Origin of the sequence: Peribacillus acanthi, from assembly GCF_003073175.1 — a bacterium.
GTDB lineage: Bacteria > Bacillota > Bacilli > Bacillales > DSM-1321 > Bacillus_BN > Bacillus_BN acanthi.
In genome coordinates this window covers 114,368-136,446 of the sequence record NZ_QBBX01000004.1, presented here as the reverse complement: position 1 = coordinate 136,446, position 22,079 = coordinate 114,368, and the positions used below count along the sequence as shown (strand labels likewise).

General features: G+C 37.8%; 22 protein-coding genes. 21 read left to right on the top strand and 1 reads right to left on the bottom strand.

Features of this window, described 5'->3' with window-relative positions; translation table 11 throughout:
• The first annotated feature begins 98 nt into the window (after positions 1-98).
• The 16 genes from DBX25_RS05375 to spoVM all read left to right on the top strand — a co-directional run bounded on the left by DBX25_RS05375 (position 99) and on the right by spoVM (position 15,039).
• Entirely contained in the window at positions 99-974 is an 876-nt protein-coding gene (locus DBX25_RS05375; RefSeq protein WP_108669754.1) for a YicC/YloC family endoribonuclease, read from the top strand.
• A gap of 56 nt (positions 975-1,030) precedes the next feature.
• Positions 1,031-1,294 (top strand): extracellular matrix/biofilm regulator RemA, encoded by a 264-nt coding sequence (gene remA, locus DBX25_RS05370; RefSeq protein ID WP_108669753.1) that lies wholly within the window; start codon positions 1,031-1,033, stop codon positions 1,292-1,294.
• A gap of 12 nt (positions 1,295-1,306) precedes the next feature.
• Positions 1,307-1,924: a guanylate kinase gene (gmk, locus tag DBX25_RS05365; protein WP_108669752.1), complete on the top strand. Its 618-nt coding sequence runs from the start codon at positions 1,307-1,309 to the stop codon at positions 1,922-1,924.
• A gap of 3 nt (positions 1,925-1,927) precedes the next feature.
• Entirely contained in the window at positions 1,928-2,140 is a 213-nt protein-coding gene (gene rpoZ, locus DBX25_RS05360) for a DNA-directed RNA polymerase subunit omega (protein ID WP_108669751.1), read from the top strand.
• 155 nt (positions 2,141-2,295) lie between these two features.
• Positions 2,296-3,507 (top strand): bifunctional phosphopantothenoylcysteine decarboxylase/phosphopantothenate--cysteine ligase CoaBC, encoded by a 1,212-nt coding sequence (coaBC, locus tag DBX25_RS05355; RefSeq protein ID WP_108669750.1) that lies wholly within the window; start codon positions 2,296-2,298, stop codon positions 3,505-3,507.
• Positions 3,504-5,918 (top strand): primosomal protein N', encoded by a 2,415-nt coding sequence (gene priA, locus DBX25_RS05350; RefSeq protein ID WP_108669749.1) that lies wholly within the window; start codon positions 3,504-3,506, stop codon positions 5,916-5,918. Before coaBC ends, priA begins: the two co-directional genes overlap by 4 nt.
• An 89-nt stretch (positions 5,919-6,007) precedes the next feature.
• Positions 6,008-6,493, top strand: coding sequence for a peptide deformylase (gene def / locus DBX25_RS05345; protein ID WP_108669748.1), 486 nt, complete (start codon positions 6,008-6,010; stop codon positions 6,491-6,493).
• Entirely contained in the window at positions 6,490-7,443 is a 954-nt protein-coding gene (fmt, locus tag DBX25_RS05340; RefSeq protein WP_108669747.1) for a methionyl-tRNA formyltransferase, read from the top strand. Before def ends, fmt begins: the two co-directional genes overlap by 4 nt.
• A gap of 1 nt (position 7,444) precedes the next feature.
• Positions 7,445-8,794, top strand: coding sequence for a 16S rRNA (cytosine(967)-C(5))-methyltransferase RsmB (gene rsmB, locus DBX25_RS05335; RefSeq protein WP_108669746.1), 1,350 nt, complete (start codon positions 7,445-7,447; stop codon positions 8,792-8,794).
• A gap of 46 nt (positions 8,795-8,840) precedes the next feature.
• Positions 8,841-9,887: a dual-specificity RNA methyltransferase RlmN gene (gene rlmN, locus DBX25_RS05330; RefSeq protein WP_420812923.1), complete on the top strand. Its 1,047-nt coding sequence runs from the start codon at positions 8,841-8,843 to the stop codon at positions 9,885-9,887.
• Between the two features lie 4 nt (positions 9,888-9,891).
• Positions 9,892-10,641: a Stp1/IreP family PP2C-type Ser/Thr phosphatase gene (locus DBX25_RS05325; protein WP_108669744.1), complete on the top strand. Its 750-nt coding sequence runs from the start codon at positions 9,892-9,894 to the stop codon at positions 10,639-10,641.
• A 5-nt stretch (positions 10,642-10,646) separates the two neighbouring features.
• Entirely contained in the window at positions 10,647-12,656 is a 2,010-nt protein-coding gene (gene pknB, locus DBX25_RS05320) for a Stk1 family PASTA domain-containing Ser/Thr kinase (RefSeq protein ID WP_108669743.1), read from the top strand.
• 14 nt (positions 12,657-12,670) lie between these two features.
• Positions 12,671-13,552, top strand: a complete 882-nt coding sequence (rsgA, locus tag DBX25_RS05315) for a ribosome small subunit-dependent GTPase A (protein ID WP_108669742.1) — start codon at positions 12,671-12,673, stop codon at positions 13,550-13,552.
• A gap of 2 nt (positions 13,553-13,554) precedes the next feature.
• Positions 13,555-14,202, top strand: a complete 648-nt coding sequence (gene rpe / locus DBX25_RS05310) for a ribulose-phosphate 3-epimerase (RefSeq protein ID WP_108669741.1) — start codon at positions 13,555-13,557, stop codon at positions 14,200-14,202.
• Positions 14,203-14,204: 2 nt separating this feature from the next.
• On the top strand, positions 14,205-14,858 hold the full coding sequence (locus tag DBX25_RS05305; protein WP_108669740.1) for a thiamine diphosphokinase: 654 nt from the start codon (positions 14,205-14,207) through the stop codon (positions 14,856-14,858).
• A gap of 100 nt (positions 14,859-14,958) precedes the next feature.
• Entirely contained in the window at positions 14,959-15,039 is an 81-nt protein-coding gene (gene spoVM / locus DBX25_RS05300) for a stage V sporulation protein SpoVM (RefSeq protein WP_108669739.1), read from the top strand.
• A gap of 304 nt (positions 15,040-15,343) precedes the next feature.
• Here spoVM and rpmB read toward each other — a convergent pair whose 3' ends face one another.
• Positions 15,344-15,532 carry a 50S ribosomal protein L28 gene (gene rpmB / locus DBX25_RS05295; RefSeq protein WP_108669738.1) on the bottom strand — a complete coding sequence of 63 codons (189 nt, stop codon included), beginning with the start codon at positions 15,530-15,532 and terminating at the stop codon, positions 15,344-15,346.
• Between the two features lie 250 nt (positions 15,533-15,782).
• Between rpmB and DBX25_RS05290 the strand changes: the two genes are divergently transcribed.
• The 5 genes from DBX25_RS05290 to recG all read left to right on the top strand — a co-directional run bounded on the left by DBX25_RS05290 (position 15,783) and on the right by recG (position 21,866).
• On the top strand, positions 15,783-16,145 hold the full coding sequence (locus tag DBX25_RS05290; RefSeq protein ID WP_108669737.1) for an Asp23/Gls24 family envelope stress response protein: 363 nt from the start codon (positions 15,783-15,785) through the stop codon (positions 16,143-16,145).
• A 16-nt stretch (positions 16,146-16,161) separates the two neighbouring features.
• Entirely contained in the window at positions 16,162-17,832 is a 1,671-nt protein-coding gene (locus DBX25_RS05285) for a DAK2 domain-containing protein (protein ID WP_108669736.1), read from the top strand.
• A 239-nt stretch (positions 17,833-18,071) separates the two neighbouring features.
• Positions 18,072-18,734: an L-serine ammonia-lyase, iron-sulfur-dependent subunit beta gene (sdaAB, locus tag DBX25_RS05280; protein WP_108669735.1), complete on the top strand. Its 663-nt coding sequence runs from the start codon at positions 18,072-18,074 to the stop codon at positions 18,732-18,734.
• Positions 18,735-18,936: 202 nt separating this feature from the next.
• Positions 18,937-19,821, top strand: coding sequence for an L-serine ammonia-lyase, iron-sulfur-dependent, subunit alpha (sdaAA, locus tag DBX25_RS05275; RefSeq protein ID WP_108669734.1), 885 nt, complete (start codon positions 18,937-18,939; stop codon positions 19,819-19,821).
• Positions 19,818-21,866, top strand: a complete 2,049-nt coding sequence (gene recG, locus DBX25_RS05270) for an ATP-dependent DNA helicase RecG (RefSeq protein ID WP_108669733.1) — start codon at positions 19,818-19,820, stop codon at positions 21,864-21,866. The genes sdaAA and recG overlap by 4 nt, the downstream gene beginning before the upstream one ends.
• The last annotated feature ends 213 nt before the right edge of the window (positions 21,867-22,079 follow it).

The window sequence follows — 22,079 nt, the reverse complement described above, 5'->3', positions numbered from 1 at the left end:
TTTTAGGGATAAAGTATAAGTGCAACTAGGTAATCGCCGACGCTAAGGCATGGCGCTAACCGAGTTTTCTAATACGACCATTGAATGGAAGTGAATACATGGTAGTAAGCATGACTGGATACGGACGTGGAGCAAGGGAACAGGACAAAATGAAGGTCATTGTTGAAATCAAAACGGTTAATCACCGTTTTTTTGAATGTTCTTTTAGAATGCCGCGCCAATTGCTTGTTTTAGAAGATAAAATGAAAAAAACGATGCATACATATATTCATAGAGGTAGGGCTGAAGTTTTCTTAACGGTTGAAGGGGAAGGTCTGATTGATCGAAGACTTCAAGTAGATTGGAAGCTACTGCAACAATTCATGGATGAAATGGAGAAAGTGAATGAAGCTTATTCACTAAACCAAAGACCTACACTGAAGGAAATTACTTCCATTGAAAACATCATTTCGATTGAAGAATTCCAAACAGATGGTAATATTATTGAAGAGCTGATTATTGATTCATTAAAGGATGCTTGCAAAACCTTAAAGGAAATGCGAGAAATCGAAGGTGCTGAGTTAAAGAAGGATTTGCATATTCAGATGAAGAATATCTGGAGTACTACTGAAAAAATTTGTAATTTAGCCCCTACGGTTATTGAGAGCTATAGGGAACGACTACAACAAAAAATGGTTGAATTTACAAAAGGTCTTGTAGATGAAACACGTCTATTGAATGAAATTGCCATTTTTGCTGATAAAGCAGACATCAATGAAGAGATAACTAGGCTACAAAGCCACGTAAACCAGTTTGAAATAACGATGGATGAACAAGGGCCGATTGGTAGGAAACTGGATTTCATTGTACAAGAAATGAACCGTGAAGTGAATACAATCGGATCAAAGGCGAATGATGCTACAATTGCTTCACTAGTAGTCGAAATGAAAAGTTCGATTGAAAAAATGAAAGAACAAGTCCAGAACATCGAGTAAAGGTTTATATTAACTGATGGAAGGCCACAATAGATAGAGAGAACTGGGGGACCAACATGTCAATTAAACTCATAAATATAGGATTCGGTAATATCGTTTCTGCAAACCGGATCATTTCCATTGTAAGTCCTGAATCTGCTCCAATTAAAAGAATCATTCAGGATGCAAGGGATCGAGGATCTTTAATTGATGCTACATATGGACGTAGGACAAGAGCAGTAATAATCATGGACAGTGATCATGTAATTTTATCTGCCGTTCAACCAGAAACGGTTGCTGCTCGTTTGAGTGATCGTGACGAGAGTGTAGAGGAAGGGTAGGATTTTAAACGAATGTATAAAGAAAAAGGGTTGTTGATTGTATTATCCGGACCGTCTGGTGTTGGTAAAGGAACAGTAAGAAAAGAAATCTTTTCTCAAAATGATGCTAAATTCGAATATTCGATTTCTATGACTACAAGAAAGCCTCGTGAAGGCGAAGTGGACGGTGTCGATTATTTCTTTAAGTCCAGAGAAGAGTTCGAACAATTAATCGAACAAGGTAAACTCTTGGAATATGCAGAGTTTGTGGGTAACTATTATGGTACACCTGTTGATTATGTAAGAGATACAATTGAAAACGGAAGAGATGTATTTCTTGAAATAGAAGTACAAGGAGCACGTCAGGTTAGAGAAAAATTCCCTGAAGCACTTTTCATTTTCCTTGCACCACCAAGTCTTTCAGAATTAAGAAATCGTATAGTCACAAGGGGTACTGAAACGGAAGACGTTATTTCTAAAAGACTCCAAACAGCAAAAGAAGAAATTGAAATGATGGACTTATACGATTATGTGGTAGAAAATGATGAAGTGAAATTGGCTTGTGAAAGAATCAAAAGTATCGTTGTTGCAGAACATTGCAAACGCGAAAGAATATCAAAACGTTATCAAATCATGTTGGAGGCTGAATAATCCATGTTATATCCATCTATCGATTCATTGTTGAATAAAATTGACTCAAAATATTCTCTAGTATCTGTTGCTGCGAAAAGAGCTAGACAAATGCAAGGGAACAATCAATCTAAACTAGCTAAGCCCGTTTCTCATAAAAACGTAGGTAAAGCTCTTGAAGAAATTCATGCTGGTGCATTAACATACACACATAGTCCAAGTACAGAAGAAGATTGATGCAAAAACCTTGTCACTTTGACAAGGTTTTCTTAATTCCTACAATTGAAATTGATGAAAAAAAATGGGAGTTCCTTCATAATGAAATAGAGTTACCATGAGAAAATAAAGAATTTACATAGATAAGATCCTAAACATGCAATGGAGGAAATATCATGTTGAAAGATAAAAAGATATTGCTTTGTGTAACAGGTGGAATTGCTGTTTTTAAGGCAGCTGCACTTACAAGCAAGCTTGTCCAGGAGGGTGCTGACGTAAAGGTAATGATGAGTGAATCGGCTATGAAATTCGTCACTCCATTAACATTCCAGGCGCTTTCTAGGAATGATGTTTATACAGACACCTTCGATGAAAAAGACTCAAAAGTTATTGCTCATATTGATTTGGCTGATTGGCCAGAATTAATCATAGTAGCCCCAGCCACTGCCAATATTATCGGCAAACTTGCAAATGGAATAGCAGATGACATGATAACCACAACTTTACTTGCTTCAACGAGTAAGGTATGGATAGCTCCTGCCATGAACGTCCATATGTACGAGCATCCAGCAGTGACACGAAACCTGGAAACATTAAAAGATTTTGGTTATGAATTAATAGAACCAGGAGAAGGTTATTTAGCTTGTGGTTATGTTGGTAAAGGTCGCCTGGAAGAACCAGATACAATTGTTGAAAAAATGAAACATTATTTTTCTTCAGATAAGGATATGCCTTTGTTAAATAAAAAGATTTTAGTAACAGCTGGTCCTACTAGGGAAAAAATAGACCCTATCCGTTTCATAACTAATCATTCGACAGGGAAAATGGGTTATGCGATTGCAGAGAGTGCTAAGAATCTCGGAGCAGAGGTGACTCTTGTTACAGGGCCTGTTACTATCACTCCACCTTTTGGAGTAAAGGTAGTAAGGGTAGAAAGTGCGCAGGAAATGTATGAAGCGGTAACTGCTCGGGCAATGGAACAGGATATCATTGTTAAGACAGCAGCAGTTTCAGACTATAGACCTAAACATGTTCAAGCTCAAAAAATGAAGAAAAAAGATGGAGACGAGTTAATTGAGTTAGAAAGAACAAAAGATATATTGCTGGAATTAGGGAAGGTGAAACAAAATCAACTATTGATCGGTTTTGCAGCAGAAACTGAAAATGTGGATGAATATGCCTTAGGTAAACTCGAGCGGAAAAATGCTGATATGATTGTTGCTAACAATGTCACTGTTGAAGGAGCTGGATTTGGTACGGATACAAATATTGTTACAATTTATACCCGTAATGGAAGGAAAATTGAACTTCCTCAACAATCAAAAGTAGAAATTGCTGAAAAAATATTACTGCTGGCTAATGAATTGCTAGAGGAAGAACATGCATGAATATCGCTAAAGTAATTGTGGATGTCCCTGCGAAACAAATTGATCGGGAATTTGATTACTTAATTCCTAATAAATGGCTAGGTATGATTCTACCTGGAATGAGGGTCGCAGTCCCTTTTGGACCAAGGACTATACAAGGATTTGTGACTAGAATTACAGATCAGTCATCCTTTGATAACCTTAAACCTATACAGGAATTGTTAGATATTGAGCCTGTACTCAACCAAGAACTTATGGACTTAGCCGATTGGTTAACGGATGAGACACTTTGTTATCGTATTTCCGCTTATCAAGTTATGCTACCGGCGGCACTCAAGGCAAAGTATCGAAAGAAATTACGTCTAGCTGAACCTGAATCATTGCCCCATTTACATCCCAAAATTAAGCAATCCTTTTCAAATAAAACTGAATTGGATTGGCAGGATGTTATGAATCATGAAAGTGCAAAAATCTTTCTTTCTGAAGTGAAAAACGGTACTCTAAGGGTTCATTATGAGGTCAAGAATCAACTAAACAAAAAGACTGTTCGATTCGTACAACCGAATATTTTAAAGGATGAACTAGAAGAACAACTAAAGCAATTATCCAAAAATGCAATTAAACAAAGAAGCGTTCTTCAACATTTCATCTTTGAATCTAGAAGTATCATTCAAAGTGAGTTGCTTTCTAAAACAGGGGCAACTTCCTCTACAATCAACAGTTTAGTGGAAAAAGGAATTCTTTCTATTAAGGAATCAGAAGTATATCGTGATCCTTATGAAAATCGGGAATTTATAAAAAGCAAACCGTTTCCTCTTACATCTGAACAATCGACTGCTATTGGTCCCATTAAAGAATGTATAGCGAAAGATAAGCATGATATTTTTCTTCTTTATGGGGTAACTGGAAGCGGGAAAACAGAAGTTTATTTACAGTCCATCGATGATGTTCTTGCAAAAGGTGAACAGGCAATCATGCTTGTTCCTGAAATTTCATTAACCCCACAGATGGTGAAACGGTTTAAAGAACGTTTTGGTAATGCAGTGGCAGTTCTTCACAGTGGACTTTCCGTTGGCGAAAAGTATGATGAATGGCGAAAAATCTATAGGGATGAGGTAAGCGTTGTAGTTGGAGCACGTTCAGCAATATTTGCTCCTTTTAGGAAGTTAGGTTTGATCATTATTGATGAAGAACATGAATCGAGTTACAAACAAGAAGATCATCCTAGATATCATGCGCGGGATGTAGCCATTCAAAGAGGTTTGACGCATAAATGCCCGGTTATCCTTGGTAGTGCGACTCCGACTCTTGAAACCTTTGCCCGTGCAAAGAAAGGTCGATATCAATTACTCTCTCTTACAAAAAGAATGAACCAACAAGCTTTACCGAGTGTTAAAATTGTCGATATGAGAGAAGAGTTGCGTAGTGGTAACCGTTCTGTTTTTTCTACTGATTTGTTGACCAAAATCAAAGATCGTATTGAAAAGAAAGAACAAATCGTCTTATTTCTAAATAAAAGGGGACATTCAAGTTTTGTCATGTGCAGGAGCTGTGGGGCTGTTTCTAACTGCCCAAACTGCGATATATCCTTGACTTACCATAAATCTTCACATCAATTAAAGTGCCATTATTGTGCCTATGAAGAAGTCATGCCAACTCAATGTCCCGATTGTCAAAGCGAGGCAATACGGTACTTTGGGACAGGAACTCAGAAGGTTGAAGAAGAACTTGCGAAGATCATTCCTGAAGCAAGAGTAATACGGATGGATGTGGATACAACTTCAAGAAAAGGGTCACATGAAAGATTATTGCAAGCCTTTCAAGACGGTCAGGCCGATATCTTACTTGGAACTCAAATGATTGCAAAGGGTCTAGATTTTCCAAACATTACTTTGGTAGGAGTCTTGTCAGCTGATACGATGCTTCATCTTCCGGATTTTAGGTCCTCAGAAAAGACCTTCCAGCTATTAACGCAGGTAAGCGGTCGTGCAGGTAGGCATCATTTGCCAGGAGAAGTAATCATACAAACTTATACCCCTGAACACTATTCCATTATTCTTGCTTCCATGCAGGATTATGATCAATTTTTTGGCCAAGAGATGATGATTCGAAGACAAAACATGTACCCTCCTTATTATTACTTGGCATTAGTAACTATCTCACATGAAGATTTAATGAAAACTGTCTCCGTCACGGAGCATATAACTCACCATTTAAAGAACCATTTATCACAGCAGTCGGTCATTCTTGGTCCTGTCGCATCACCAATCCCTCGGATCAATAATAGATATCGATATCAATGTTTGGTAAAATACAAACAAGAACCAGCATTAAAGAACAGTTTAAAGAAATTGCTGGACCATTATCAACAAGATATGGCAACGAGAGGCCTTCAAATCATGGTGGATCTAAATCCCCAAATCATGATGTAAACAAAAACCCTCACCAATGACGAAACGTTTAAAAATGGGTGAGGGTATTCATATTTTTCAACTATTAGAAATTGCACGGAGGTTTTAGTATGGCAGTATTACCAATTGTTACATTCCCCGATAAAATATTGGAACAAAAATGTGATAAAGTGACAGCTTTTGATGGTAAATTGGCAAAGCTGTTAAATAATATGTACGATACTATGATTGAAGCGGATGGAGTGGGTCTTGCTGCTCCACAAATTGGTCTAAAGAAACAAATTGCCATTGTGGATATTGGCGATGAAAGCGGGACATTAGAAATGATCAATCCTATGATCATTGAGACCAAAGGAGAACAAACAGGACCAGAAGGATGCTTAAGCTTTCCTGGAGTATATGGAGAAGTTAATCGCCCATACTTCGTTAAAATCAAAGCTTTTGATAGAAAAGGCCGTGAATATGAACTTGAAGCAGAAGACTTTTATGCACGAGCTATTCAGCATGAAATCGATCACTTAAACGGTGTACTTTTTACAAAGAAAGTCACAAAGTATTTATCGGAAGAAGAATTGGAAGGGTATGAAGAGGTATGACAAAAATAGTATTCATGGGAACACCAGACTTTTCGGTGCCAGTTTTACAACGAATCATAGAAGACGGATATGATGTAATTGGAGTGGTTACACAACCAGATCGTCCTGTTGGTAGAAAAAAAGTTTTGACACCTCCGCCAGTAAAGACAGAGGCATTACGTCACAATATTCCAGTTTTCCAACCTGAAAAAATCCGTGAGAGGGAAGAGTTAGATAAAATTTTAGCATTACAACCAGATTTAATAGTGACGGCTGCTTTTGGTCAAATTTTACCTAAAGAATTATTGGAAGCACCGAAATTTGGTTGCATTAATGTACATGCTTCCCTTTTACCAGAATTAAGAGGTGGGGCACCTATTCATTATTCAATCCTACAGGGCAAGGATAAAACGGGAATTACGATAATGTATATGGTAGAAAAGTTAGATGCCGGTGATATTTTAACCCAAGTAGAGGTTGAGATAGAGGAAGATGATAATGTTGGAACACTTCATGATAAATTAAGTGTTGCTGGTTCAACGTTATTATCAGAGACATTACCAAAATTACTTAAGGGGGAATTGGTATCAATTCCTCAGGACGATTCAAAAGCGACTTTCGCTTCTAATATTAAAAGAAAACAAGAAAAAATTGATTGGAATAAAACTGGGGAAGCTATTTATAACCATGTAAGAGGTTTGAATCCTTGGCCAGTTGCATATACAGAACTTGATGAATCTGTAATCAAAGTGTGGAAATCAGAAAAAGTGATGAATATGAAAACGACATCTGCTACACCTGGAGAAGTAGTGGAGGTTGTAGAAGATGGTATCATCGTCTCCACTGGGAATGATACTTGTATAAAAATCACAGAACTCCAGCCAAGCGGCAAGAAGAGAATGTCCGCCGAAGATTATTTAAGGGGTGCAAACAACCCATTCAAGGTTGGGGTGCGTTTGGGTGACCAATAAAATGAAAAAAACGAAATTATCAGTACGTGAGTTAGCCTTAGATTTACTCGAATCGGTCGAGAAAAATCAATCTTACAGTAACCTAGTGCTTAATAATTATATCAATAAAAATGAATTAAATTCATTGGATGCTGGATTATTAACAGAAATAACGTATGGTACTATTCAAAGAAAATATACGCTGGATTACTATTTAAAACCTTTTGTTCAAAATAGTAAAAAAGTACAAAGTTGGGTCTTGAACTTATTAAGACTTTCTTTATACCAGATGATTTATTTAGAAAAAGTACCAGATCACGCCATATTATTCGAAGCAGTAGAAATTGCTAAAAAAAGGGGACACAAAGGAATTACTTCAATGGTGAACGGTGTTTTGCGAAACGTTCAACGAAAAGGAGTACCTTCTTTAGAAGAAATTGAAGATCCTATTGAACGCATTTCGATTGCGACGAGCCACCCTTTATGGCTTGTAGAACGTTGGTCCAATCAATTTGGTATAGATAAAACTAAACAAATGTGTGAAATGAATTTAACTGCACCGTTACAGACAGCTAGGGTTAACCTTACAATAACGAATCGCGAACGGGTTATAGAAGATTTGAAAGCAGAAGGTTATGAGGTTGTTGAAAGCCAAATAGTACCTGAAGGAATTGTTTGCTTAAAAGGTAATCTTGCTCATTCAAATTGTTATAAACAAGGCCACGTCTCCATACAGGATGAAAGTTCCATGCTTGTAGCATATGCTCTTGGCGCTCACATGGACGAGCATATCCTAGATTGCTGTGCGGCACCAGGTGGAAAAACCACTCATATCGCTGAAAAGATGGATGGGAAGGGCACTGTTTTAGCACTAGATTTACATGAACATAAAGTCAAACTGATTCAAGAACAAGCTGAGCGATTACACTTAGAGAATGTATCCACTCAAGTAATGGATAGTAGAAAAACATCACAGCATTTTGAGAAAGAATCCTTTGATCGTATTTTGGTTGATGCCCCTTGCTCAGGATTCGGTGTTATGCGGAGAAAGCCAGATTTAAAATATACAAAAAGTGAAGCAGACGTAGCAAACCTAGCACGTATACAGAACGATCTATTGGATTCAGTTGCCCCATTAGTAAAACAAGGGGGGACCCTTGTCTATAGTACATGTACAGTCGATCAAGCTGAAAATGAGGCAACTGCTACACGATTTTTATATGAACATCCAGATTTTGAAGCAGATTATTCGATGGTTGAAAGGTTACCCGAATCAGTAAAGCCTTTTTTATCAGGCCACCTACTTCAAATATTCCCACAGGATTTTGGCAGCGATGGATTCTTTATCAGTTGCTTCAGAAAGAAGGTATAGAATGGAAACTACTAACAAGAAAAATATCACTAAAACAGGACTAGACATGAAACCGTCCATTTATTCTTTAGAACTGCAGGAGCTTAAAGATTGGCTCAGTCAAAATGACGAAAAACCTTTCCGTGCTGATCAAATATTCGATTGGCTCTATAAGAAAAGAGCTGTATCGTTTGAAGAAATGTCCAACTTGGCAAAGGGTTTACGTGATAAGTTGGAACAAAGCTTTACTCTAACCACCTTAAAAACTTTAATTCAACAAACATCAAGTGATGGGACAATCAAGTTCCTATTTGAATTGCATGATGGATATTCAATTGAAACTGTATTGATGCGACATGAGTACGGAAACTCCGTATGTGTTACGACACAAGTTGGCTGTCGAATTGGATGTACATTCTGTGCTTCAACATTAGGTGGATTAAAAAGAAATCTAGAAGCAGGAGAAATCGTTGCTCAAGTCGTAAAAGTACAGAAGGCACTTGATGAATTAGAGGAAAGAGTTAGCTCCATTGTTATTATGGGGATTGGCGAGCCATTTGATAATTATGATGAAATGCTTTCATTCTTAAAAATTGTGAACCATGAAAAAGGGTTAAACATTGGTGCAAGACACATCACTGTTTCCACAAGTGGTATTATTCCAAAGATTTATCAATTTGCTGATGAAAACATGCAGATTAATTTCGCCATTTCTCTACACGCAGCTAATACTGAGCTAAGAAGCAAGTTAATGCCGATCAATCGAGCATATAAGTTGCCTGACTTAATTGAATCGGTACGCTATTATACCGATAAGACAGGTAGAAGGGTTAGCTTCGAATATGGACTTTTCGGTGGAGAAAACGATACGGTTGAGCATGCTGAAGAGCTCGCAAAATTAATTAAAGGACTGAAATGCCACGTAAACTTAATTCCAGTCAATTATGTTCCTGAACGCAACTATGTGAGAACATCTCGAGAGCAGATTTTTGCATTTGAAAAAACATTAAAAAAACATGGCATTAATGTCACAATCCGAAGAGAACAAGGACATGATATTGACGCAGCATGTGGACAGCTTCGTGCAAAGGAGCGAAAAGAAGAGACGAGGTGAACGTATGAAAGCCGTTTTTAGAACGGATCGCGGTAGAGTACGAAAGCATAATGAAGATAACGGGGGAGTCTTTACGAATCAAGAAGGCACTTTTCTTGCTATTGTGGCCGACGGAATGGGTGGTCATCGTGCAGGGGATGTGGCTAGTACTCTAGCTGTTTCAAAAATGAAGGAAGCTTGGGACCTAAAAGTCTCTGCTTCCACCCCTGATGAAGAGGAGAAATGGTTAGAGAATTCTATCAATGAAGTCAACAACTTCCTTTACAAACACGCAGAAGAAAATAGTGAATGTCAAGGAATGGGAACTACTGTTGTGGCAGCTATTTGCTCGGATAAATTTGTGACTATTGCTCATATAGGGGATAGCCGAATCTATCTTTTAAACGAAACTGGATTTAAGCAATTAACTGAGGATCACACACTTGTGAATGTTCTTGTCAAATCCGGCCAAATCAGTAAAGAAGATGCCGAGCACCATCCAAGAAAGAATGTCATTTTACGTGCTCTTGGAACGGAACAACAGGTGGAAATGGATATTAAGACTATTGTTTTTGAAGAAGGAGATATGCTACTTCTTTGTTCTGATGGCCTTTCCAATAAGGTTGATGACGAAGAAATGGAACGAATTATCACTTCGGCTGATACTTTAGAACAAAAAGCAGATTATTTTATAAAACTAGCAAATGAATATGGTGGAGAAGATAACATAACCCTCATACTACTAGAATTCGACAATGAAAGCGAAAGAGGGTGATTCATATGCTAATTGGTAAGAGAATATACGGCCGTTATAAAATCATTGATATGGTTGGTGGAGGCGGTATGGCCAACGTATATCTTGCACAAGATATGATTCTTGAGAGAGAAGTAGCCCTTAAAATCCTGAGGATGGATTTTTCAAATGATGAAGAATTTATCCGAAGATTCAATCGTGAAGCTCAATCAGCTACCAGTCTTGCCCATCCTAATATTGTCAGCATTTATGATGTTGGAGAAGAAGATGACATATATTTTATAGTAATGGAGTATGTAAAAGGCCTTACTTTAAAACAATACATACAAAAAAATCATCCGATTCCAGTAGAAAAAACATTGGATATTATGAGTCAGATTACGGCTGCTATTTCACACGCCCACCAAAACGGCATTATCCATAGAGATATAAAGCCTCAAAATATATTAATAGATGATCATGGAAATGTGAAAATTACAGACTTTGGAATTGCAATGGCGTTAAGTGCGACAAGTATTACCCAGACCAATGCTGTATTAGGATCGGTTCATTACTTATCACCAGAACAAGCGAGAGGTGGCATGGCGAATAAAAAGTCCGATATTTATTCTTTAGGAATTGTAATGTTCGAACTATTAACCGGCCGCTTGCCTTTTTCAGGAGAATCTGCAGTTTCCATTGCACTAAAACATCTGCAATCCGAGACTCCTTTTCCTAGTAGGTGGAACCCCTCCATCCCACAAAGCGTGGAAAATATTGTGCTAAAAGCCACAGCTAAGGACTCTTTTCATCGTTACAATAGTGTTGAAGACATGAGAGATGATATTAGGACTGCTTTAATCCCGGAAAGAATGAGAGAAAAACCATTCATAATTCCTTTTGATGATGATGCAACAAAGGCGATTCCTATTATTACATCAGATTCTCACATGCCTCCAAGAGATGAGACTATCATACGTGGAATAGGTGCTAGTACTGCACCAATATCAGAAAACAAAAAGACTAAAAAAGACTTTTCGGATCATATAAAGGCTGATGAAAAAACCAAAATAGAAAAAAAGCCTAAAAAGAAGCTTGGTACCATCCTAATATCTACATTTGTAATCTTACTATTACTTGGTATAGGTGCTGTAACTGTTCTTCCTAAACTTATGGCACCTAAGGAAGTCAAGGTTCCAGATGTTCAAGACGAATCTTTAGATGAAGGTATAGCCATACTTTTAGATAATGGTTTCGAAATTGGGAAAACGTTCAATGTTGAGGATGAGGAAACTGAGAAGGGAGATATTATTTCTACTGAACCGAAAGCTGGAAAAACGGTTCGAACAGGAACGGTAGTAGATATCTTCATTAGTAAGGGCAAAAAAAGCGTTGAATTGACGGATTATACAGGTAGAAACAGAGAAGATATTCAAGAGTTTCTTGATAATGCAGGATTTAAAGAAATTCGTTACAATGAAGAGTTTAGTGATGATACCGATCCAGGAGTAATTCTTAATCAATTCCCTAGTCCAGGATCTGAAGTAATACCTTCTGAAACTGTATTAGAATTGACCGTTAGCAAAGGTCGTGACAAGATTGTCCTGAAGAATTTAACAGAATTTAGTCGTCGCAGCCTTGAAGACTATGCATCAGAAACTGGTTTGAAGATTGAAGTGGAAAAGGAAGAAAACTCAGACACTATTGAGCAGGGATTAGTCATTTCTCAAACACCTGAACCATTCTCTAAAGTTGAAAAAGGAAGTACAGTAAAGGTAGTAATCTCAAAGGGAAAAGAAGAGATCCCTCCAAAGGTAGTAACGAAAGAAATCACGATTCCTTATGAACCTGCTGTACCAGGTAAGGCACAAGAAGTGCATATTTTTATTGAAGATATGAACAGAAGTATGACTGAACCTGCAGAGATCATTTTTATTACTGAAACACTCACGAAGGAGCTTGAATTTACGATTCAATACGGAAAGAAAGCAGGGTATAGAATCATGCGTGATAACAGTTTTTTACTGGATGGAACGATACCGTACCCTGAAGAATAATTAGGAGTGAAGCTATGCCAGAAGGGAAAATCATAAAGGCGCTAAGTGGTTTTTATTATGTGTTGGATGGTCAACAAATCACCCAGTGCCGAGGTCGTGGGGTTTTTCGGAAAAATAAAATTACACCTCTAGTTGGAGACGAAGTCGTGTTTCAAGCTGAAAATGAAACGGATGGCTACATCTTAGAAGTGAAAGAGCGAAAAAACGAGTTAGTTCGTCCCCCAATTGCAAACGTAGATCAGGCTATTCTCGTATTTTCTGCTGTAGAACCCGATTTCAGTACAGTTCTATTGGACCGTTTCCTAGTATTGATTGAGGCTAATGAAATTGACCCAGTAATTTGTATAAGTAAAATGGACATAGTTCCAGAAGACAAACTTGAAGAAATCAACGGATATGTAAAAGACTATGAAGCTATTGGATATCCTGTCATCACTACCTCATCTGTGACGTCAGATGGGATGGAGAAGTTAATACCGTATATTGAAGGAAAAACGAGCGTTTTCGCAGGTCAATCTGGAGTGGGTAAGTCCTCTCTATTAAATGCCCTGAATCCAGATTTAGAGCTCAAAACGAACGATATTTCCTCACATTTAGGTCGTGGGAAGCATACTACCCGTCATGTTGAACTAATTGATGTCAATAATGGGCTTGTAGCCGATACGCCTGGATTTTCTTCCCTGGAATTCATGGATATTGAGGCAGAAGACTTATCCTATAGTTTCCCTGAAATTTACAAAGCGGGTAAGAGTTGTAAGTTTAGAGGGTGCCTACATGATAAGGAGCCCAAGTGTGCTGTCAAAGATGCGGTTGGAGATGATACGATTACTTCATACCGCTACGAGCATTATTTAGAGTTCCTAAATGAAATAAGAGACCGAAAGCCGAGGTATTAATTATGATAAAAATTGCACCATCCATTCTCTCAGCAGATTTTGCAAGACTTGGTGATGAAATTCGTGATGTTGAAGCTGGTGGGGCGGATTATATTCATGTGGATGTGATGGATGGTCATTTTGTTCCTAATATTACAATCGGACCACTTATTGTAGAAGCCATTCGCCCGGTTACCAAACTTCCATTGGATGTCCACCTAATGATTGAAAATCCAGACTTATATATTGAGCAATTTGCAAAAGCTGGAGCTGATTATATTACGGTTCATGTGGAAGCTTGTAAACATTTGCATCGAACGATTCATTTTATTAAATCATTAGGTGTGAAAGCGGGTGTTGTTCTAAATCCAGCAACACCTGTTGAATCAATCCGCCATGTAATTGCAGATGTCGATATGGTGTTATTAATGTCCGTTAATCCAGGCTTCGGAGGACAGAAGTTTATAAATGAAGTGCTTCCGAAAATAAAGGAAGTTAAAAAAATGGCAGAAGAACGTAATCAGGGGCTTGAAATCGAAATAGATGGCGGAGTCAATGAACAAACGGCAAAGTTATGTATCGAAGCAGGTGCAAATGTACTTGTTGCCGGTTCTGCCGTTTTTAATCAGGATAATAGAAAAGCTGCTATTGAAGCAATTAGAGGATTTTAATCATGAATGTTGTTTGCATTGTTGCTGCAGGGCCAATTGAATTGATTCCTTCCCTAGATGATTTTTCTGAATTAAATCCCTTTTGGATAGGGGTAGATAAAGGGTTGAATGTATTAAAACAAAAAGGCATTCATGCAAATGCAGCATTCGGTGATTTTGATTCAATAACAGAAGCAGAAAGAAAAGAAATTGATGAAGATCAACCTAATATAACTCTTTATCCATCTGAAAAAGACGAAACCGATTTACAACTTGCACTTGAATGGGCTATTAATCAAAAACCAAACAAGATATATATTCTAGGAGCCACTGGTGGACGACTAGATCATTTTATGGGAGCCGTCCAACTATTGATTCGTGATGACGTGCTAAGTATAACTGATACTGAAATTTTTTTAGTGGATAAAAATAACCATATAACAGCTAAGCTTGCAGGTCAGTATACTTTAAGCGAAGATTCTACCTTGCGATATATCTCTTTTTTTCCAATCACAGATGAAGTGCAGGGCTTGACACTAAAGGGCTTTAAATATCCTCTTTTGGACATGCATATTTCACGTGGGTCGACATTATGTATTAGTAATGAGCTTATTTCTTCTCATGGTCATTTTTCGTTTGAGTCAGGCATATTATTGGTGGTAAGAAGCAGGGATTAAAATCCCAATGCATAGCACCTGAATTTTTTGCAGCAAAGAGCTTCGATCCTTATGACAATGAACGAAATGAAATAAGCTAGGTCTTGTGAGGAGGGAAATTATGAAGTTTTATACGATTAAGTTACCCAAGGTACTTGGAGGTTTGGTCAGAGCGATGTTAGGAGCCTTTAAGAAGAGCTAAGGTATCCTAGTTGTGGTTAAAATAGAAACAAGATTCTTTTCAGCATCCGATTTTTGGATGCTGTTTTTTATGCGTGGATTCTGGAATTTCCGCCAATATGGGTGTGAAACTAAAAAAGTTGGGCGTAAAAACTGGATATGTTGGTCTAAAACCTTTGAACTTGGGTGATTATGATATTTACCTACACCACACTAGTACTGCCGCACAGGAGGTGGGGGCTTTTAGCTGACGTTCTTTATTTGCAGAGTGATTCCACTTTAATAATAAAAAAGCATCCATTCAATGAATGGATGCTACCTTAAAATTATACACGTTCTACTTTGCCAGAACGAAGTGCTCTAGCTGAAACGTATACACGTTTAGGCTTTCCGTTAACCAAAATACGAACTTTTTGTAAGTTTGCTCCCCAAGTACGCTTGTTTGCGTTCATAGCGTGTGAGCGTTTGTTACCGGAACGAGTTGACTTACCAGTAATTACACATTTACGTGCCATCTATATTCCCTCCTAACTACCACGAGCTTAAGTTTCAAAGTATCTTAAGTCTATTGAAAATACTTTAATAATTTATCATACATAAAACGATATTGCAATAGTTCTAACTAAACCTTTCAAGAAAAAAGCCTTGACATATTACTTTATAAATTGCTTTATAATAAGACAGTATAAGCAATGGCTTTCAAAAAATGCAATATTATAGTAAAATGACTGTAGCTATGCTGTAATTTCCAAAGGGGGAAGAAATATGTCCATCGAAATGAAAACAAAGTTCGGACAAATTGATATATCCAATGATGTCATCGCTACGGTTGCTGGCGGGGCAGCAGTTGATTGCTATGGGATTGTAGGAATGGCTTCTAAAAAGCAATTAAAAGACGGTATTGCGGAAATATTAAGAAGAGAAAACTTTACTAAAGGTGTTGTAGTCCGTCAAGAACAAGAAGGTGTACATATCGATATGTACATTATTGTAAGCTACGGTACGAAAATTTCTGAAATAGCTCACAATGTACAATCAAAAGTAAAATATACCCTGGACAAAACGGTTGGACTTGCTGTCGAGTCCGTTAATATTTATGTGCAGGGAGTTCGCGTAACGAACCCTTAATAAGGAGGAAGAATTAGTGTCAATGAAAAGTTTAGATGGAAAACGTTTTGCTGAAATGATTATTAAGGGTGCGAACCATCTCTCTGCAAATGCTGCTTTGGTCGATTCACTAAACGTTTTCCCAGTACCAGACGGTGATACTGGTACAAACATGAATTTATCCATGACTTCTGGTGCTAAGGAAGTTAAGCAAAATGTACAAGATCACATTGGTAAAGTTGGTTCAGCACTTGCAAAAGGATTATTAATGGGTGCTCGTGGAAACTCCGGAGTTATCCTTTCACAATTATTTCGAGGGTTTTCTAAAGCTATCGAGACTAAAAGTACAATTAATAGTCAAGAATTTGCTGCCGCATTTGAAGCTGGAGTAGAAACAGCATATAAAGCTGTCATGAAGCCAGTGGAAGGTACAATCTTAACTGTTGCTAAAGATGCTGCTAAAAAAGCAGTTGAATCTTCAAAAACAACAGATGATTTAATTAAAGTTATGGAGGATCTTCTTAAAGAAGCTAATGCTTCATTAGATCGTACTCCGGACTTACTACCAGTCTTAAAAGAAGTAGGAGTAGTTGATAGTGGTGGTAAAGGTCTTGTCCTTGTATACGAAGGGTTCCTTGCAGAAATGAAGGGAGAAGATTTACCTGATCAACCTTCTGCATTACCATCAATGGATGATCTGGTTAACGCCGAACATCATAAAGCTGTCCAAGGTCATATCAACACTGAAGATATTGAGTTTGGATATTGTACAGAGTTTATGGTGAAATTCGAAGAAGGCAAACAACCATTCAATGAAGAAAAATTCCGTCAAGATTTGAGCCAGTACGGTGATTCATTACTTGTTATTTCTGATGAGGATGTAGTTAAAATCCACATTCACTCAGAACAACCTGGGGAATGTATGAACTATGGTCAAAAATACGGTAGCTTGATTAAAATTAAGATTGAAAATATGAGGGAACAACACTCAAATATCGTAGGTGAAGCTCATACCCCACTAGCTGCTGAGAAAAAGACTCCTGCTAAAAGGGAAGAGTTTGGTATCGTTTCAGTAGCGATGGGTGAAGGGATATCTGAGTTATTCAAAAGCATTGGCGCGAAGTCCGTTATTGAAGGTGGACAAACAATGAATCCAAGTACGGAGGACATTGTTAAGGCCATAAAGGAAGTCAATGCTAAAAACATCTTTATCCTTCCTAATAACAAGAATATAATCATGGCTGCACAACAGGCTGCTGAGGTTTCTGACGAAAAAGTAATCGTTATTCCATCTAAAACTGTTCCACAGGGCATGACTGCTATACTTGCTTTCAATCCTTCACTAGGTGCCGAGCAAAATGAAGCCGCTATGAATGATGCTTTAGGACAAGTAAAAACGGGGCAGATTACATTTGCTGTACGTGATACGAGCATTGATGGTTTAGAAATAGAGACTGGCGACTTCATGGGAATCGCTGAAGGTAAAATTATACTGAAAAACAAAGAGAAGCTAGAGGCGGCTAAACAACTACTGTCTGACATGATGGATGAAGATTCTGAAATCCTTACTATCATTTATGGTGAAGATGCTTCAGAAGATGAAGTTGAGGAACTTGTTTCATATTGTGAAGATGCCTTCCCTGATGCAGAAGTTGAAGTCCATAACGGTAAACAACCGTTATATCCATTCATTTTCTCAATTGAATAAATAGATTTAGGTGAATCAATCGGGCATTTCGAGAAGATCATTTTCTCGTCATTGGGATGAATCTTTAAAGATTTCGACTGATTGTATGGGGGACTAACCCAATGAGTGAATAATGGACTATTCTTTTCATTGGGTTACTTCATACGGTCAGTCTTTTTTCTTTGGTATAATCATTTTAAGAGCTTTGTCAACGGTTTCTGGTATAATAGAAACAATAATCTCATTCTAGGGAGAGTCATATGAAATATAAAAGTGTATTTGATATTATTGGGCCAGTAATGATTGGACCATCAAGTTCCCATACAGCTGGGGCTGCAAGGATAGGTCGTGTAGCAAGGAATTTATTTCGTAGGGAACCTAAATGGGCAGAAATCTCCTTTTATGGATCCTTCGCGAAAACGTATAAAGGTCATGGTACTGATGTGGCAATCGTTGGTGGCATATTAGATTTCGATACATTCGATGAAAGAATTATCGAGGCGATAGATATTGCAAAAGATAAAGGGATTAAAATTACGTTTATTGAAGAAGAGGCAATCACCGACCATCCTAATACCGCCAGAATCCGAATGGGTGATGAAAATGGTGATATAGAACTTGTTGGCATATCTATTGGCGGTGGGAAAATTGAAATTACTGAACTGAACGGTTTTGAGTTGAAGTTATCAGGTCATCACCCTGCTATTCTAGTAGTCCACGATGATAAGTTTGGTGCGATTGCTGGAGTATCCAATGTCTTGGCAAAGCATCAAATCAATATTGGACACATGGAAGTTTCCCGTAAAGAAAAAGGTAAAGTAGCATTAATGACAATCGAAGTTGATCAAAATATTGATGATAGCATATTAGATGAAATTGCTGCGTTACCCTCTATTACTCGTGTTACAAAAATTGTAGACTAGGTTCATGGTAGCGTTTTCATTTTAGGATGAGATATTCCACTCTTCTTATCTAAGAAGAGGTATTTTTAAAAATTAATACAAAGATAATAAGGGGCGTTAGCGTAAAGATACTTTCTGAATAAGTATTTCAGGAAGATATACTTTATATTGATATATTGTCATTACTGCAGTGCCCCCTTTTCCCATCAGAGGAGGAATACTAGTGTTTCGTAATGTTGCAGAGTTAGTTGAATTGGCTGAAAGCCAAAACAAAAAAATATCAGATATCATGATCGAACAAGAAATGGAGTTTACTGGTAAATCAAAGGAACAAATTCTCCATCAAATGGACATTAATCTCCAAGTGATGGAGAAAGCAGTGGAAAGAGGCTTAGAAGGAGTTCAGTCGCGATCAGGACTTACTGGTGGTGACGCAGTCCTGCTTCAAGCCTATATCAAAAGTGGTAAAAGTTTATCTGGGGACTTAATCCTTGACGCGGTTAGCAAAGCTGTTGCAACCAATGAAGTGAATGCGGCAATGGGAACGATTTGTGCTACACCAACTGCTGGATCAGCAGGAGTAGTGCCTGGAACTTTATTTGCAATAAAGAATAAATTGAAACCAACTCGTGAACAAATGATAGCATTTTTATTTACTTCTGGAGCGTTTGGTTTTGTTGTTGCTAATAATGCTTCTATTTCTGGTGCTGCAGGTGGCTGTCAGGCGGAAGTTGGTTCAGCGTCGGGTATGGCGGCAGCAGCGATTGTTGAAATGGCTGGTGGAACACCTTCACAGTGTGCAGAAGCTATGGCCATTACTTTAAAAAATATGCTTGGTTTAGTATGTGATCCTGTAGCAGGTTTAGTAGAGGTACCTTGTGTCAAAAGGAATGCGATGGGTGCAGCGAATGCAATGGTAGCTGCTGATATGGCTTTAGCCGGAATTACAAGTAGAATACCATGTGATGAAGTAATTGATGCGATGTATAAAATTGGACTTACAATGCCAGTTGCTTTAAGAGAAACAGCTCAAGGAGGTCTGGCGGCGACTCCAACCGGCAGGGAATTAGAGGCCAAAATATTTGGTGTATCGCTAACAAAGAAATGATGATTTCATTACATGATTCTGTTATTCAAGTCAAAGGCATCGGCGAAGAGACGGCAAGTACTTTAAACGAAATGGGAATTGTTTCAGTTGGCGATTTGATAGAACATTTGCCATTTCGTTATGAAGACTATCGTCTGAAAGATTTGGCGGAAGTCGCCCATGATGAGAGAGTAACGGTAGAGGGCGTCATTCACAGTGAGCCCTCTTTTATGTTTTACTCGAAGAAAAAATCCCGAATTACCATTAAGGTACTTGTAGATCGATACTTAATTTCTGCAGTGTTCTTTAACCAACCTTATGTTAGAAAAAAGTTAGAGGTCTCTTCTCCAATTACGATTACAGGCAAATGGGATAAACATCGTCAAACTATTACTGTTTCTGAATTTCAGCTCGCAGCTTATCAAGAAAAGCATTCATTTGAACCGGTTTATTCGGTTAAAGGCAATGTCTCAGTTAAGAACATGAGAAAATATATTTCAAATGCCTTTCATACTTATGGGAATCTGATTGAGGAGAATTTGCCCCAAACTCTTTTAACTAAATATAAATTACTAGATAAAAAGCAAAGTATAAAAGCTCTCCACTTTCCAGAAAATCAAGATGACCTGAAACAAGCAAGAAGAAGAATGGTATATGAAGAATTTCTACTATTTCAACTTAAAATGCAGGCATTAAGAAAAATTCAGAGAGAAAACTCAAAAGGAATCGGTCAGTCATATAAGTTAGAGGAATTGAAGAAGTTTATAGATTCTCTTCCGTTTCCGCTTACAAATGCCCAAAAAAGAGTAGTTAACGAAATCCTACGAGATATGAAATCTCCATATAAGATGAATCGGTTATTACAAGGTGATGTAGGCTCAGGGAAAACGGTCGTTGCTTCAATTGCATTATTTGCTTCCATATTATCTGGTTATCAAGGAGCTTTAATGGTTCCTACAGAAATTTTAGCAGAACAGCATTTTCAATCTCTAACAAGTTTATTCAATGGCACAAATGTAAGAGTGGATTTACTAACCAGTTCTATCAAAGGGAAAAAGAGAAGAGAACTACTACAAGCACTAAAAGAAGGAGAAATTGATATTTTAGTAGGTACTCACGCTCTAATCCAGGATGAGGTCAATTTTAATAAGCTAGGTACTGTTATCACCGATGAACAGCATCGATTCGGAGTAGAACAAAGAAGGATACTCCGAGAAAAAGGTGAAAATCCCGATGTACTATTCATGACCGCTACTCCTATTCCAAGGACTCTTGCTATTACTGTTTTTGGAGAAATGGACGTTTCCATCATTGATGAACTGCCAGCAGGTCGGAAGATAATAGAAACCTATTGGGCAAAGCACGATATGCTTGATCGTGTGTTAGCCTTCATGGGAAAAGAATTGAGTAAAGGGCGACAAGCGTATGTGATTTGTCCATTAATCGAGGAATCTGAAAAACTTGATTTACAGAATGCAGTAGATGTATATCATATCTTAACAAACTATTTTGGTTCACAATATAAGGTTGGACTCATGCATGGAAAACTTCCTGCTGCTGAAAAAGAAGCCGTGATGGCATCTTTTAGTTCAAATGAGGCTCAAGTACTGGTATCGACTACCGTAGTCGAAGTAGGGGTAAACGTACCTAATGCAACGTTCATGCTCATTTACGATGCTGAAAGATTTGGATTATCCCAACTTCATCAGCTAAGAGGCAGGGTAGGTCGCGGTAGTGAACAATCATATTGTATCTTGCTAGCAGATCCGAAATCAGAAACGGGAAAAGAGCGTATGCAAATCATGACCGAAACGAATGATGGTTTTGTGTTGTCAGAGAAGGATTTGGAATTAAGGGGACCTGGAGATTTCTTCGGGAAAAAACAAAGTGGAGTTCCGGATTTTAAAGTAGCGGATATGGTTCACGACTACCGAGTACTTGAAGTGGCACGTGATGATGCCTCGAAATTGGTCGAACTACCAGAGTTTTGGTCTGACCCGGCTTACAAAGGTATTAGGAGTCATCTTGAAGTAAGTGGAATCCTAACAGGGGAAAAATTAGATTAATAAGGCATAGTAGCTTAGCTTCTTTAGGAAGACCTAATATGGTAACACATCCTAAAAGTTAGCCATTAGTTAACACTACTATTAAATTTTAATAATCTTAAAACCTGTAGAGGATATAAAATCTTGCAATCTGTTTTTTATTTATATATACTACTATTAGTACCTAGTCATAATAGTGCGGATGGTGACTTTTGTGAAAAGAAATAAAAAGGA

Coding starts and splice junctions, on each gene's coding strand:
- DBX25_RS05375 (WP_108669754.1), top strand. CDS start 99: ATGGTAGTAAGCATGACTGGATACGGACGTGGAGCAAGGGAACAGGAC.
- remA (WP_108669753.1), top strand. CDS start 1,031: ATGTCAATTAAACTCATAAATATAGGATTCGGTAATATCGTTTCTGCA.
- gmk (WP_108669752.1), top strand. CDS start 1,307: ATGTATAAAGAAAAAGGGTTGTTGATTGTATTATCCGGACCGTCTGGT.
- rpoZ (WP_108669751.1), top strand. CDS start 1,928: ATGTTATATCCATCTATCGATTCATTGTTGAATAAAATTGACTCAAAA.
- coaBC (WP_108669750.1), top strand. CDS start 2,296: ATGTTGAAAGATAAAAAGATATTGCTTTGTGTAACAGGTGGAATTGCT.
- priA (WP_108669749.1), top strand. CDS start 3,504: ATGAATATCGCTAAAGTAATTGTGGATGTCCCTGCGAAACAAATTGAT.
- def (WP_108669748.1), top strand. CDS start 6,008: ATGGCAGTATTACCAATTGTTACATTCCCCGATAAAATATTGGAACAA.
- fmt (WP_108669747.1), top strand. CDS start 6,490: ATGACAAAAATAGTATTCATGGGAACACCAGACTTTTCGGTGCCAGTT.
- rsmB (WP_108669746.1), top strand. CDS start 7,445: ATGAAAAAAACGAAATTATCAGTACGTGAGTTAGCCTTAGATTTACTC.
- rlmN (WP_420812923.1), top strand. CDS start 8,841: ATGAAACCGTCCATTTATTCTTTAGAACTGCAGGAGCTTAAAGATTGG.
- DBX25_RS05325 (WP_108669744.1), top strand. CDS start 9,892: ATGAAAGCCGTTTTTAGAACGGATCGCGGTAGAGTACGAAAGCATAAT.
- pknB (WP_108669743.1), top strand. CDS start 10,647: ATGCTAATTGGTAAGAGAATATACGGCCGTTATAAAATCATTGATATG.
- rsgA (WP_108669742.1), top strand. CDS start 12,671: ATGCCAGAAGGGAAAATCATAAAGGCGCTAAGTGGTTTTTATTATGTG.
- rpe (WP_108669741.1), top strand. CDS start 13,555: ATGATAAAAATTGCACCATCCATTCTCTCAGCAGATTTTGCAAGACTT.
- DBX25_RS05305 (WP_108669740.1), top strand. CDS start 14,205: ATGAATGTTGTTTGCATTGTTGCTGCAGGGCCAATTGAATTGATTCCT.
- spoVM (WP_108669739.1), top strand. CDS start 14,959: ATGAAGTTTTATACGATTAAGTTACCCAAGGTACTTGGAGGTTTGGTC.
- rpmB (WP_108669738.1), bottom strand. CDS start 15,532: ATGGCACGTAAATGTGTAATTACTGGTAAGTCAACTCGTTCCGGTAAC.
- DBX25_RS05290 (WP_108669737.1), top strand. CDS start 15,783: ATGTCCATCGAAATGAAAACAAAGTTCGGACAAATTGATATATCCAAT.
- sdaAB (WP_108669735.1), top strand. CDS start 18,072: ATGAAATATAAAAGTGTATTTGATATTATTGGGCCAGTAATGATTGGA.
- recG (WP_108669733.1), top strand. CDS start 19,818: ATGATGATTTCATTACATGATTCTGTTATTCAAGTCAAAGGCATCGGC.